This window comes from Burkholderia sp. BCC0405, assembly GCF_902833075.1.
Taxonomy (GTDB): domain Bacteria; phylum Pseudomonadota; class Gammaproteobacteria; order Burkholderiales; family Burkholderiaceae; genus Burkholderia.
Map to the genome: position 1 here is coordinate 186,130 of NZ_CADFEO010000007.1, position 12,595 is coordinate 198,724.

11 protein-coding genes are annotated in these 12,595 nt (G+C 67.7%); 2 read left to right on the plus strand and 9 right to left on the minus strand.

Annotated elements, in window-relative coordinates; translation table 11 throughout:
• Positions 1-2 precede the first annotated feature (2 nt).
• A complete protein-coding gene (locus HWX36_RS13865; protein WP_175952652.1) occupies positions 3-701 on the minus strand; it encodes an MgtC/SapB family protein in 699 nt (232 codons plus the stop codon).
• A 114-nt stretch (positions 702-815) separates the two neighbouring features.
• Here HWX36_RS13865 and HWX36_RS13870 point away from each other — a divergent pair, with 114 nt between their 5' ends.
• Positions 816-1,925, plus strand: a complete 1,110-nt coding sequence (locus HWX36_RS13870; protein WP_175952653.1) for an AGE family epimerase/isomerase — start codon at positions 816-818, stop codon at positions 1,923-1,925.
• Here HWX36_RS13870 and HWX36_RS13875 read toward each other — a convergent pair.
• Complete coding sequence (locus tag HWX36_RS13875; RefSeq protein WP_175952654.1) at positions 1,898-3,517, minus strand: methyl-accepting chemotaxis protein; 1,620 nt, start codon at positions 3,515-3,517, stop codon at positions 1,898-1,900. The two genes, HWX36_RS13870 and HWX36_RS13875, sit on opposite strands and share 28 nt — an antisense overlap.
• Positions 3,518-3,787: 270 nt before the next feature.
• On the opposite strand from HWX36_RS13875, the gene HWX36_RS13880 reads away from it, so the two are divergent.
• On the plus strand, positions 3,788-4,231 hold the full coding sequence (locus HWX36_RS13880) for a PaaI family thioesterase (RefSeq protein WP_175952655.1): 444 nt from the start codon (positions 3,788-3,790) through the stop codon (positions 4,229-4,231).
• Between the two features lie 117 nt (positions 4,232-4,348).
• On the opposite strand, the gene HWX36_RS13885 is transcribed toward HWX36_RS13880, so the two are convergent.
• The 7 genes from HWX36_RS13885 to prpB all read right to left on the minus strand — a co-directional run bounded on the left by HWX36_RS13885 (position 4,349) and on the right by prpB (position 12,551).
• Positions 4,349-4,630, minus strand: coding sequence for a type II toxin-antitoxin system RelE/ParE family toxin (locus HWX36_RS13885; RefSeq protein ID WP_175952656.1), 282 nt, complete (start codon positions 4,628-4,630; stop codon positions 4,349-4,351).
• Complete coding sequence (locus HWX36_RS13890; RefSeq protein WP_039349647.1) at positions 4,620-4,868, minus strand: type II toxin-antitoxin system Phd/YefM family antitoxin; 249 nt, start codon at positions 4,866-4,868, stop codon at positions 4,620-4,622. Before HWX36_RS13890 ends, HWX36_RS13885 begins: the two co-directional genes overlap by 11 nt.
• Positions 4,869-5,009: 141 nt before the next feature.
• Entirely contained in the window at positions 5,010-6,062 is a 1,053-nt protein-coding gene (locus HWX36_RS13895; protein WP_175952657.1) for a CaiB/BaiF CoA-transferase family protein, read from the minus strand.
• A 274-nt stretch (positions 6,063-6,336) separates the two neighbouring features.
• Complete coding sequence (gene prpF, locus HWX36_RS13900) at positions 6,337-7,527, minus strand: 2-methylaconitate cis-trans isomerase PrpF (RefSeq protein WP_175952658.1); 1,191 nt, start codon at positions 7,525-7,527, stop codon at positions 6,337-6,339.
• 24 nt (positions 7,528-7,551) lie between these two features.
• Entirely contained in the window at positions 7,552-10,146 is a 2,595-nt protein-coding gene (gene acnD / locus HWX36_RS13905) for a Fe/S-dependent 2-methylisocitrate dehydratase AcnD (RefSeq protein WP_175952659.1), read from the minus strand.
• A gap of 77 nt (positions 10,147-10,223) precedes the next feature.
• A complete protein-coding gene (gene prpC, locus HWX36_RS13910) occupies positions 10,224-11,396 on the minus strand; it encodes a 2-methylcitrate synthase (protein WP_175952660.1) in 1,173 nt (390 codons plus the stop codon).
• 261 nt (positions 11,397-11,657) lie between these two features.
• Complete coding sequence (prpB, locus tag HWX36_RS13915; protein ID WP_175952661.1) at positions 11,658-12,551, minus strand: methylisocitrate lyase; 894 nt, start codon at positions 12,549-12,551, stop codon at positions 11,658-11,660.
• Between the last annotated feature and the right edge of the window lie 44 nt (positions 12,552-12,595).

Sequence of the window (12,595 nt, forward strand, 5' to 3'; positions counted from 1 at the left end):
GCCTATTCGTCGCCCGACAACCCGTTGCCCTCTTCGAAACGCGTCACGCCCTTCAGCGCACGCAGCTTGTCGCAGATCGCCTGGTATTCGAGTTCCGACACCCGCGCGAGCGCGATGCGCACCTCGTCGTGCTCGCCCGTGTCGTCGGCGCGCTGCACGATGAACTGCTTCACACGCGCACTGTCGGGGCCGAGCGCCGCGTGCAGCGAATCGAAGTTCAGCGTGCCGCTCACGACCGTCAGCGCGAGCTGGCGCCGCTGGCGCACCGTGAAGTAGCGCCGCTCCAGCGGCTTGATGCCGGCCAGGATGATCAGGATGATGATCGTCGCCGAAATCGACGCGACGTAGAGCCCGCCGCCCACCGCGAGGCCGATCGCGGCGACCGACCACAGGCTCGCGGCGGTCGTCAGCCCGCGCACGATCTCGCCGCGCAGCAGGATCGAGCCCGCGCCGAGGAAGCCGATGCCCGACACGACCTGCGCGGCGATCCGCGACGGATCGAGCACGATATGCTCGTTGCTGCCGAGCACGTCGGCGAACCCGAACGCCGACACGATCATGATCAGCGTCGAACCGACACAGACGAGCATGTGCGTGCGCAGGCCGGCCGCCCACGCCAGGCGCTCGCGCTCGAAGCCGATGACGCTGCCCAGCGCCGCCGCGAGAACGAGCCGCATCACGAGTTCCAGGTTGCTCAGCATGCGATTTATCTCCTTTTTTGGTGCCGGCCGTGCGGAATGTTTTATCCTTGGCCCCGGCCGCTCCGCTCCTCCGGGCCGCGCCGACACGTTTCGAACCCAGTGCTCAACCCCGTCATGTCCGTTTCCGACTCCGCTTCCGCCCAGGCCGCCCAGCTGCGCCACCACTTCGCGCACGTCGTCTTGCCGATCTGGCGGGGTTCAGGGTTCGACCACACGTTGCAGCTGCCGTTCGAGGCCGTCGATCCGGCCACCCACGCGCCGATGCCTGTCACCCGTTATCGCGCAATGGCCTGCGCGCGGCAACTGTTCGTGTTCGCGCAGGCCGGCGACACCGCGCACGCGGCCGCGCTGTTCGACGCGCTGGGCCGGCACTTTCGCGACCCGCGCCACGGTGGCTGGCACTACAGCGTGGACGCGCAGGGCGCACCGCTCGACACGACCAAGGATCTCTATACGCACGCCTTCATCGTGTTCGCGTGCGCCGCGTGGTATGCGGCGTCGGGCGACGCCGCCGCGCGCCAGGCGGCCGAGGAGACCGCCGCGCTGATTCAGGACCGTTTCGCGCCGCGCCCCGGCGACGCGCTGCTCGATGCGGCGCGCCACGCCGATTTCTCGTCGTCCGGCAGCGGGGCGCTGCAGAATCCGCTGATGCACCTGACCGAAGCCTGGCTCGCGGCGGCCGATGCATTCGGCGACGCGGCGTTCGACGACGCGCTCGCGCACACCGCGCAGGCCGTCGAGCGCACGTTCATCGACACGGCAACCGGCTGCGTGGCCGAGCTGCCGCTCGGCGCGGCCGACAACCGTTTCGAGCCCGGCCATCAGTTCGAGTGGTTCTATCTGGTCGATGCGGCCGGCGCGCGGCTCGCACAGACCGGGCTCCCCGGCGCGCTGGCGCGCGCGTTCGCGTTCGCGGAGCAATACGGCGTCGATGCGCAGACGGGCGGCGTCTGCGCGGCGCTCGACGCGCAAGGCGCGTGTATCGACGGCACACAGCGGATCTGGGCGCAGACCGAGTACCTGCGCGCGCTCGCGACGCACGGCGGCACGCCGGCCTCCGCGCCGCTCGCGCGGCAGATCGAACGCTTCGCCGCGCGCTTCCTGCATCCGCGCGGCTGGTTCGAGTGCAAGACGGCTGACGGGCAGGTGTCGCGCGCCGACATGCCGTCGACGACGCCCTACCACCTCGCGACCGCCTACGCGGCGCTGCCGGCCGGCGCGTAACCTGCGTCGGCGCGCGACGGCGCCGCACGCTCGCCGCGTGCGGCGCGGCCATCGCCCAGTTCGAACACCGACACCGCCTGCATCAGGTGCGCGGTCTGGTCGTTCAGCGACGCGGCCGCCGCCGCGACCTCCTCCACCAGCGCCGCGTTCTGCTGCGTGAGCTGATCCATCTGCGTGACGGCCTGGTTCACCTGCTCGATCCCGACGCTCTGCTCGACCGACGCCGCCGTGATTTCGGACATCGTCTGCACGACGCGCGTGATCGACGCCGACACCGTCCGCATCGCGTCGCCGGCGCGCTCGACAAGTTCCGCGCCGCCGTTGATCTGCGCGACCGAATCCTCGATCAGCGCCTTGATCTCCTTCGCCGACTGCGCGCTGCGCTGCGCGAGCGAGCGCACTTCGCCCGCGACGACCGCGAAGCCGCGCCCCTGTTCGCCTGCGCGTGCGGCTTCCACCGCCGCATTCAGTGCAAGGATGTTGGTCTGGAACGCGATGCCGTCGATCACCGAGATGATCTCCGCGATCCGCCCCGAGCTTTGCGCGATACCGCGCATCCGGTCGATCACGCTGTCGACCACGCCGCCGCCGTGGCTCGTCGCCTCGAGCGCCGCGTCGGCCAGCGCGCTCGCCGCGCGCGCACTGTCGGTGTTCTGCCGGACGGTCGCCGTCAGTTCCTCCATGCTCGCGGCCGTTTCCTCGAGCGACGCGGCCTGGGTGCCCGTGCGCGCCGACAGGTCGGCGTTGCCGCCCGCGATCTCGCCCGCGCCGAGATGGATCGCGTCAGACGCTTGACGCACCGTGCGCACGGTGCCCGCGATGCTCGTCTGCATCGCGGCGAGGCCGCGCAGCATCCGGTCGATCTCGAACACGCCGCCTGCCCGCACGACTTCATCGAGCCGGCCCTGCGCGATCCGCTCGAAATGGCGGCCGGCTTCTTCCAGCGGCGCGACGACCGCGCGCCGCGCGGCCGCGTAAATCGCCGCGCTCGCCGCGAGCATCGCCACCAGCAGCACGATGCCGACCGACTTGAACCAGAGCATGCCACCGTCGATCGTGTCGAGCGCCGTGCGGCTCGATGCGGCGCCATAGTCGGTAAAACGGCGCAGCTCGGCGACGTAGGCGTCCTGGATGCTCTGCGTCGGCTGATCAAGGAATGCCTGGATGTTGTCGGCGTCGAGGAACTGCACGAGTTCGCCCAGCGCGCCGCGCAGCGCGCGATAGCGCTCGGCGAGCGCCGCGACGCGCGCGCGGTTCGTATCGTCGACCGGCTGCGCGGCCGTCAGCGCGGCGAACGCCTTGTCCGCTTCCGCGAGCGAAACACCCGCATGGCGGATGATGTCCTCGGGTTTCGGGCCGCCGCGCACCATCCGCGTGCCGGCGCGCGACAGGTTGATGCGCGCGTCGAGCAGCTGCTGGGTCGCCTGGCTGGCCGCCTCGACCTGCGTGATCGCGACGTTCGACAGATCGTCGACCCCGCTGCGCGTCGATTTGAGCGCCCAGAAACCGAGCGCCTCGATCGCGAACAGGAAAAGGCAGAACACGGTCAACACGCCGAGCAGACCCGACGCGAGCTTGATTTTTCCAAACATGGGGGAGATTCCTGGAAAGCGGACGATGAGGCAATGCCCCGGCATTAGCGGCATTTCTTCGTCGGACTTTAGGTGCGGACGGCGGCGAAGTTCGCGTTGCCCGCGCATTCCCGTCGAATTGCCCGCAAACAGGGAAATCTACGGCATTCGACGCAATAATCGCGTCGCCTCGCGCCGGAAATTGCACGAAATGCGGACGAATTTCCTTGCTTATCCGCATCCCCCTTCCTAGAGTTCAGCGCAAGCGGGCGCTCATTTCGAGGAAAGTCGATGACCGACATCACGGACCACGCGCGCGGCGCATTGCGCGCGCAACCGTTCAGCATGCTGCTGGGCACGGAGCTGATGCACATCGGCGACAACGAAGTGTCGCTGTGCCTGCCCGTGCGTGAGGAACTGCGGCAGCAGCACGGTTTCGTGCACGGCGGCGTCATCAGCTATCTCGCGGACAACGCGCTGACGTTCGCCGGCGCGCTCGTGCTCGGCCCGCGCGTGATCACGGCGGAATACAAGATCAACTATCTGCGGCCGGCCGTGAACGGCACGCTCGTCGCCCGCGCAAAGCTCGTCTATGCGGGCCGGCACCAGGCGACCTGCCAGTGTCATGTGTTCGTCATCGACGGCGATCACGAGCGGCTCGTCGCGATCGCGCAGGGTACGATCAACCGCGTCGGCGACGGCAAGGTGCCGGATGGGCCGGAGGAAACGGCGTGAGCAGTTCTCCGCGCTCGAAGGATCGCCCGTTCATCCAGAAGACGATGAGCGCGTAGTCGAGCCGAGCGGTCAGATATGCGGACAAGCTTGCCGCCTCCGTGCGAGGCACATGTGGTTCTAACGCTTCATCGCGGCAAGATAGACCGCATCGCGCTCGCGTCGACCGACCGCCACGACCAGTACGAGCACTTCCGAATCGCGCACTTCGTAGACAAGCCGGTAACCGACGCTGCGTAGCTTGATCTTGTAGCGATCCGGATGACCCTGCAGCTTTGCAGACGGTATCCGAGGATTCTCGAGCCGTTCGGCTAGCCGGGATTTGAACTGGTCGCGAACGATGCGATCGAGCTTCTTCCACTCTTTCAGAGCAGGTTCGAGAAAGGCAAGCTCAAAGGTCATTCAGCTTGACCTTGACGACCTTCTCCTTGGCGCGCTTGTCGGCAAGCGCGTTGTCTTCGATATCTTCAAGGCGTTCGACCATCGCCTCCCACGTCTTCGCCGGGATGCAATAGAACGCGGGTTCGTTGTGATTCAGGATCGCGACCGGGAAACCCTCTCCCGCCGCGACCGTGCCCATCGGATTCCGCTTCAGTTCCGAAACGCTCGCCGTAACGTTGGCCAGAATGGTATGAGGCATGTCGACTCCTTCTTCAACAGGAAATCGATTGTACTTTATTTGGCACCAAATTTAGATTCTAAATTGGCATCAAACATTCTCGCAGCCTTTCGCTTATGTGCATTTCGCGACTGACTCAACGATCTCGACATGCTGGCGTTCCTACTCTGCCCCGCCCCCCGCCAGCGGCAGAAACCGCGGCGCCACGCGCGCCCGCACGTTGCCGTTCTCATCCGTCCGATAGATCCCGCGCGCCGCGTTGTGCGGATGCACGGCCGCGTCGGCCACGCTCAATACCGGCGCAAAACACGCGTCGGTGCCCTCCAGCAGCGCGCGCCAGTGCGCGGACGGCTGCTGCGCGAACACGTCGGCGAAACGCGCCTTCAGCGCGGGCCAGCGCGCGCGGTCGTACTGCGACGCCGGATCGACGTCGGTGAGCCCGAGCCGTTCGACCAGCAGCGCATAGAACGGCGGTTCGAGCGCGCCGATCGTCACGCATTCGCCGTCCGCGCAGCGATACACGTCGTAGAACGGTGCGTCGTGGAAGAGGCTCGGCTGCGCGCCGTCGAGCTGCCCGTTCGCGCGCGCCCACAGCGCAAGCGAACCGAGCATCGACACGATGTCGACGATCGCGCCGTCGACCACGCGCCCCGGCCCGCCGCCGCGCACATCGAACAGCGCGCAGACGATCCCGAACGCGAGCCCGAGCGCGCCGCCCGCATCGCCGACGACGGTCGGCGGCAACCCCGGCCGGCCGTCGCGCGGCGCGGACAGCGACAGCAGCCCCGTCAACGCGACGTAGTTCAGGTCGTGCCCGGCCGCGGCCGCGAGCGGGCCATGCTGGCCCCAGCCGGTCATCCGCCCGTACACGAGCTTCGGGCTGCGACGCGCGCAATCCTCGGGCCCGAGGCCGAGCCGCTCCATCACGCCGGGCCGCAGCCCCTCGATCAGCGCGTCGGCCTGCGCGATCAGGTCGAGCGCTGCGTCGCGGCCGGCCGTTGATTTCAGGTCGAGTTCGACGATCGTCTTGCCTTCACGCAGCAGGTCGCCGTCGCGGGCCTTCAACGCGTCCGGCGCGCTCGTGCGGCCGGACGGGCGTGCGACCAGCGTGATCCGCGCCCCCATCCCGGCGAGCATCCAGCCCGCGAGCGGGCCGGGGCCGAGGCCTTCGAATTCGACGATGTGGATGCCGGAAAGCGGCGCATCGAGCGGCATGCGATTCTCCTGTCGACCAGCGTTAGCGCTTTAGCGCCTACGCTGATCCCTTGCTTCGCTGTCGACCAGCTTAACGCTTCAGCACCTAGGCTGCCCCTGCTTCGCGGTCGACCAGCGCCCGCGCTTCGGCACGGATTCCGGTCCCGTGCGTGGCGCAACGGATCGCGTCCGTCACGCGCGCGTCAAACGAAAAATCCCTGCGCGGCGGAATTCGCTTTGCAGGGATCGTGGAAACCGGCGCGCAAACCGGTTGGCGCGCCGGAACCGGCAAGCGTCAGAACGCATCCCCCGGCACGCGCACCCAGCCTTCCATCAGCACGCGTGCGCTGCGGCTCATGATCGCCTTGGTGACGGTCCACTCGCCGTTCTCGAGCCGCGCTTCCGCGCCGACGCGCAGCGTCCCCGACGGATGCCCGAAGCGCACCGCGTTGCGTTCGCCACCGCCCGCCGCCAGGTTGACGAGCGTGCCGGGAATCGCCGCGGCCGTACCGATCGCGACCGCCGCCGTGCCCATCATCGCGTGGTGCAGCTTGCCCATCGACATCGCGCGCACCAGCAGGTCGACGTCACCCGCGTTCACGCGCTTGCCGCTCGATGCAACGTAATCGGCCGGCTTCGCGACGAACGCGATCTTCGGCGTGTGCTGTCGCGTCGCGATTTCATCGAGCGTGTCGATCAGGCCCATGCGCAGCGCGCCGTGCGCACGAATCGTCTCGAACTTCTCGAGCGCCTTCGCATCGCCGTTGATCGCGTCCTGCAGCTCGGTGCCCGTATAGCCGATCGCTTCCGCTTCGACGAAGATCGTCGGAATGCCCGCGTTGATCATCGTCGCCTTCAGCGTGCCGACGCCCGGCACCGCGAGATCGTCGACGAGGTTGCCGGTCGGGAACATCGCCCCGCCCGCGCCCTCTTCCTCGGCGGCCGGGTCCATGAATTCGAGCTGCACCTCGGCGGCCGGGAAGGTGACGCCGTCCAGTTCGAAATCACCCGTCTCCTGCACCGCGCCGTTCGTCACCGGCACATGCGCGACGATCGTCTTACCGATGTTCGCCTGCCAGATTCGCACGGTCGCGATGCCGTCGCGCGGCACGCGCGCCGGATCGACGAGCCCGCCGCCGATCGCGAACGGGCCGACTGCCGCCGACAGGTTGCCGCAGTTGCCGGTCCAGTCGACGAACGCCTTGTCGATCGAAACCTGCCCGAACAGGTAGTCGACGTCGTGGCCGGGCCGCGTGCTCTTCGACACGATCACCGTCTTGCTGGTGGACGACGTCGCGCCGCCCATCCCGTCGATCTGCTTGCCGTACGGATCGGGGCTGCCGATCACACGCAGCAGCAGCGCGTCGCGTGCGGCGCCCGGCGCCTGCGCGGCGTCCGGCAGATCCTGCAGCCGGAAGAACACGCCCTTGCTGGTGCCGCCGCGGATATAGGTCGCGGGAATCCTGATTTGAGGAATGTGAGCCATGTCTGTGTTCTCAAGTTGCGCGGGTCACGCCGCCTGCGACGATTCGAGGAAGTCCTGCGCGAAGCGCTGCAGCACGCCGCCCGCTTCGTAGATCGACACTTCCTCGGCCGTATCGAGCCGGCACGTCATCGGCACCTCGACGCGCTCGCCGTTCCTGCGGTGAATCACGAGCGTCAGGTCGGCGCGCGGCGTGCGCTCGCCGATCACGTCGAAGGTTTCGGTGCCGTCGATGCCGAGCGTCGTCCGGTTCGTGCCCGGCTTGAACTCGAGCGGCAGCACGCCCATCCCGATCAGGTTCGTGCGGTGGATCCGCTCGAACCCTTCGGCGGCGATCGCCTCGACGCCCGCGAGCCGCACGCCCTTCGCGGCCCAGTCGCGCGACGAGCCCTGGCCGTAGTCGGCGCCGGCCACGACGATCAGCGGCTGCTTGCGATTCATGTACGTCTCGATCGCTTCCCACATCCGCATGACCTTGCCTTCCGGCTCGACGCGCGCGAGCGAGCCCTTCTTCACCGCGCCGTCGACCACCGCCATCTCGTTGACGAGCGTCGGGTTCGCGAAGGTCGCGCGCTGCGCCGTGAGGTGGTCTCCCCGGTGCGTCGCGTACGAGTTGAAGTCTTCTTCGGGCAGGCCCATCTTCGCGAGGTATTCGCCGGCCGCGCTGTCCAGCAGGATCGCGTTCGACGGCGACAGGTGGTCGGTCGTGATGTTGTCGCCGAGCACCGCGAGCGGGCGCATCCCCTGCAGCGTGCGCTCGCCGGCCAGCGCCCCCTCCCAGTACGGCGGGCGGCGGATGTACGTGCTCTGCGGCCGCCAGTCGTACAGCGGCGCCGCGCGCTCGCCCGCATCGGCGCTGCGCGCGAACATCGGCTCGTAGACCTTGCGGAACTGCTCGGGCTTCACGCTCGACGCGACGATCGCATCGATCTCCTCGTCGGTCGGCCAGATGTCCTTCAGCGTGACGGGCTTGCCGTCCCGGTCGTGGCCGAGCACGTCCTTCTCGATGTCGAAACGGATCGTGCCGGCGATCGCATACGCGACGACGAGCGGCGGCGACGCGAGGAACGCCTGCTTCGCATACGGGTGGATGCGGCCGTCGAAGTTGCGGTTGCCGGACAGCACGGCGGTCGCGTACAGGTCGCGATCGACGATCTCCTGCTGGATCTTCGGGTCGAGCGCACCCGACATCCCGTTGCAGGTCGTGCACGCGAACGCGACGATGCCGAAGCCGAGCTTCTCGAGTTCGGGCAGCAGGTTCGCTTCTTCCAGGTACAGCTCGACCGCCTTCGAGCCGGGCGCGAGCGAGCTCTTCACCCACGGCTTGCGCGTCAGGCCCTTCGCGTTCGCGTTGCGCGCGAGCAGGCCCGCGGCGATCACGTTGCGCGGATTGCTGGTGTTCGTGCAGCTCGTGATCGCGGCGATGATCACCGCGCCGTCGGGCATCTCGCCCGCCTTCTCTTCCCATGCGCCGGCGATCCCGCGCGCGGCGAGGTCGGACGTCGGCAGCCGCTTGTGCGGGTTCGACGGGCCGGCCATGTTGCGCACCACGCTCGACAGGTCGAACGTCAGCGTGCGCTCGTATTGCGCGCGGTCCAGCGTATCGGCCCACAGGCCCGCCGCCTTCGCGTAGGTCTCGACGAGCTTCACCTGCTCGTCGCTGCGGCCGGTGAGGCGCAGGTAGTCGGTCGTCTGGCCGTCGATGAAGAACATCGCGGCCGTCGCGCCGTATTCGGGCGCCATGTTCGAGATCGTCGCGCGATCGCCGAGCGTGAGGCTCGCCGCTCCCGCACCGCGGAATTCGAGGTATGCGCCGACCACCTTCTCCTTGCGCAGGAACTCGGTCAGCGCGAGCACGATGTCGGTCGCGGTGATGCCGGGCTGGCGCTTGCCGGTCAGCTCGACGCCGACGATGTCGGGCAGGCGCATCCACGACGCACGGCCGAGCATCACGTTCTCGGCTTCGAGGCCGCCGACGCCGATCGCGATCACGCCGAGCGCGTCGACGTGCGGCGTATGGCTGTCGGTGCCGACGCAGGTGTCCGGATACGCAACGCCGTCTTGCGCCTGGATCACCGGCGACATTTTCTCGAGGTTGATCTGGTGCATGATGCCGTTGCCCGGCGGGATCACGTCGACGTTCTCGAACGCCTTCTTCGTCCACTCGATGAAGTGGAAGCGATCCTCGTTGCGGCGATCCTCGATCGCGCGGTTCTTCGCGAACGCGTCCGGATCGAAGCCGCCGCATTCGACGGCGAGCGAGTGGTCGACGATCAGTTGCACAGGCACGACCGGGTTCACCTTGGCCGGGTCGCCGCCGCCGTCGGCGATCGCGTCGCGCAGGCCGGCGAGATCGACGAGTGCGGTCTGCCCGAGGATGTCGTGGCACACGACGCGCGCCGGGAACCACGGGAAATCACGGTCGCGCTTGCGCTCGATGATCTGCTTCAGCGAATCGGCAAGGATCGCCGGATCACAGCGGCGCACGAGGTTTTCGGCGAGCACGCGCGACGTGTACGGCAGCGTGTCGTAGGCGCCGGGCGCGATCGCTTCGACCGCGGCACGCGCGTCGAAATAGTCCAGCGACGTGCCGGGCAAGGGTTTGCGGTTGGCGGTATTCATGGTGTGGGGCTCGGGTAAGGCGTCCGACGCACGCCGGCCCCCCGTCACGCGGGAGGCCGGGGTGCACGGTGGGCGTTTCAGCGCTTTTCGATCGGTACGAACTGCAGGTCTTCCGGACCGGTGTAGTTCGCGCTCGGGCGGATGATCTTGTTGTCGATGCGCTGCTCGATGATGTGCGCGCTCCAGCCGGACGTGCGCGAGATCACGAACAGCGGCGTGAACATCGCGGTCGGCACGCCCATCATGTGATACGACACCGCGCTGAACCAGTCGAGGTTCGGAAACATCTTCTTCGCTTCCCACATCACCGATTCGAGGCGCTCGGCGATGTTGTACAGCTTCAGGTCGCCCGCTTCCTTCGACAGCTTGTGCGCGACGCCCTTGATCACCTTGTTGCGCGGATCGGCGATCGTGTAGACCGGGTGGCCGAAGCCGATCACGACTTCCTTGTTCTCGACGCGGCGGCGGATGTCGGCTTCGGCGTCGTCCGGCGAGCTGTAGCGGCTCTGGATTTCATACGCGACCTCGTTCGCGCCGCCGTGCTTCGGCCCGCGCAGCGCGCCGATCGCGCCGGTGATCGCCGAGTAGATGTCCGAGCCCGTGCCCGCGATCACGCGGCCGGTGAACGTCGACGCGTTGAATTCGTGCTCTGCGTACAGGATCAGCGACGTGTGCATCGCCTCGACCCACGACTTCGACGGCGTCTTGCCGTGCAGCAGGTGCAGGAAGTGGCCGCCGATCGAGTCGTCGTCGGTTTCCGTCTCGATGCGCTTGCCGTTGTGCGAGAAGTGATACCAGTACAGCAGCATCGAGCCGAGCGATGCCATCAGGCGGTCGGCGATGTCGCGCGCGCCCGGCAGGTTGTGGTCGTCCTTTTCCGGCAGCACGGTGCCGAGCACCGACACGCCGGTGCGCATCACGTCCATCGGGTGCGCGGACGCCGGGATCTGCTCGAGCGCCGCCTTCAGCGCGTTCGGCAGGCCGCGCAGCGCGCGCAGCTTCGCCTTGTACGCGGCCAGTTCGGTCAGGTTCGGCAGCGTGCCGTGAACGAGCAGGTGCGCGATTTCCTCGAATTCGCACGACTCGGCGACGTCGAGAATGTCGTAGCCGCGATAGTGCAGGTCGTTGCCGGTCTTGCCGACCGTGCACAGCGCGGTGTTGCCGGCCGTCACGCCCGACAGCGCCACCGATTTCTTCGGCTTGAATGCGCCTGCGGCGGCCGGTGCTGCTGCGTCTTTCGTCTCGCTCATGTTTCCGTTCTCCAATGTGTATCGGGGGTATCAGCGGTCGGTTGAACCGGCGCCGCGGCGCCGGGCCCGACCGATGCAAAGCCGTCGGGCGGATTTGGCGCTTCAGCGCCTGGTGCGGCCCCATGCAAAGCTGTCGGCCGGACTTGGCGCTTCAGCGCCTGGTCCCGCCCCATGCAAAGCTGTCGGCCAGACTTGGCGCTTCAGCGCCTGGTGTGGCCCCATGCAAAGCTCTCCGGAATCGTGTCCCGGCGCGCGGGCGCGTTACTTCTTGCCCTGCGCGAACAGCTCGTCGAGCTTGCGCTCGTATTCGTGATAGCCGAGGAAGTCGTACAGCTCGGCGCGGGTCTGCATCGTCGGCACGGCCGCCTTCTGCGTGCCGTCGCGGCGCACCGTCTCGTAGAAATTCAGCGCGGCCTTGTTCATCGCGCGATATGCGCCGCAGCAGTACAGCGCGATGTCGACGTTCGCCTCGCGCAGCTCGTCGGTCGTGAAGAACGGCGTCGAACCGAACTCCGTCAGGTTCGCGAGGATCGGCACCTTCACGGCGGCCTTGAAACGACGATAGTCGTCGAGCGTCTTCATCGCTTCCGGGAAGATCATGTCCGCACCGGCTTCGACATAGGCCACCGCGCGCTCGATCGCCGAGTCGATTCCCTCGGCCGCGGCCGCGTCGGTGCGCGCCATGATCACGAACTGATCGTCGGTGCGCGCGTCGACCGCGGCCTTGACGCGATCGACCATTTCTTCGATCGGCACGACTTCCTTGCCCGGACGGTGGCCGCAGCGCTTCTGGCCGACCTGGTCTTCCATGTGCACGGCCGCGACGCCGGCCTTGATGAACGAGCGGACCGTGCGCGCGATGTTGAATGCGCCGCCCCAGCCCGTGTCGATGTCGACGAGCAGCGGCAGGTCGGTCGCGTTGGTGATCCGGTTCGCGTCGATCAGCACGTCTTCCATCGTGCTGATGCCGAGGTCGGGAATGCCGAGCGAGTTCGCGGCGACGCCGCCGCCCGACAGATACACGGCCTTGAAACCGACGGCCTGCGCCATCTTGGCGGCGTAGGCGGTGATCGCGCCGACCACCTGCAGCGGCTGCTCCGCCGCGACTGCCGCGCGGAATTTCGCGCCGGCGCTCTGAAGATGCGTATTGCTCATGAACGGCCTCCTGAAGGAATGACCATTAACAGCAAGGACCGGGC

Coding starts and splice junctions, on each gene's coding strand:
- HWX36_RS13865 (WP_175952652.1), bottom strand. CDS start 701: ATGCTGAGCAACCTGGAACTCGTGATGCGGCTCGTTCTCGCGGCGGCG.
- HWX36_RS13870 (WP_175952653.1), top strand. CDS start 816: ATGTCCGTTTCCGACTCCGCTTCCGCCCAGGCCGCCCAGCTGCGCCAC.
- HWX36_RS13875 (WP_175952654.1), bottom strand. CDS start 3,517: ATGTTTGGAAAAATCAAGCTCGCGTCGGGTCTGCTCGGCGTGTTGACC.
- HWX36_RS13880 (WP_175952655.1), top strand. CDS start 3,788: ATGACCGACATCACGGACCACGCGCGCGGCGCATTGCGCGCGCAACCG.
- HWX36_RS13885 (WP_175952656.1), bottom strand. CDS start 4,630: ATGACCTTTGAGCTTGCCTTTCTCGAACCTGCTCTGAAAGAGTGGAAG.
- HWX36_RS13890 (WP_039349647.1), bottom strand. CDS start 4,868: ATGCCTCATACCATTCTGGCCAACGTTACGGCGAGCGTTTCGGAACTG.
- HWX36_RS13895 (WP_175952657.1), bottom strand. CDS start 6,062: ATGCCGCTCGATGCGCCGCTTTCCGGCATCCACATCGTCGAATTCGAA.
- prpF (WP_175952658.1), bottom strand. CDS start 7,527: ATGGCTCACATTCCTCAAATCAGGATTCCCGCGACCTATATCCGCGGC.
- acnD (WP_175952659.1), bottom strand. CDS start 10,146: ATGAATACCGCCAACCGCAAACCCTTGCCCGGCACGTCGCTGGACTAT.
- prpC (WP_175952660.1), bottom strand. CDS start 11,396: ATGAGCGAGACGAAAGACGCAGCAGCACCGGCCGCCGCAGGCGCATTC.
- prpB (WP_175952661.1), bottom strand. CDS start 12,551: ATGAGCAATACGCATCTTCAGAGCGCCGGCGCGAAATTCCGCGCGGCA.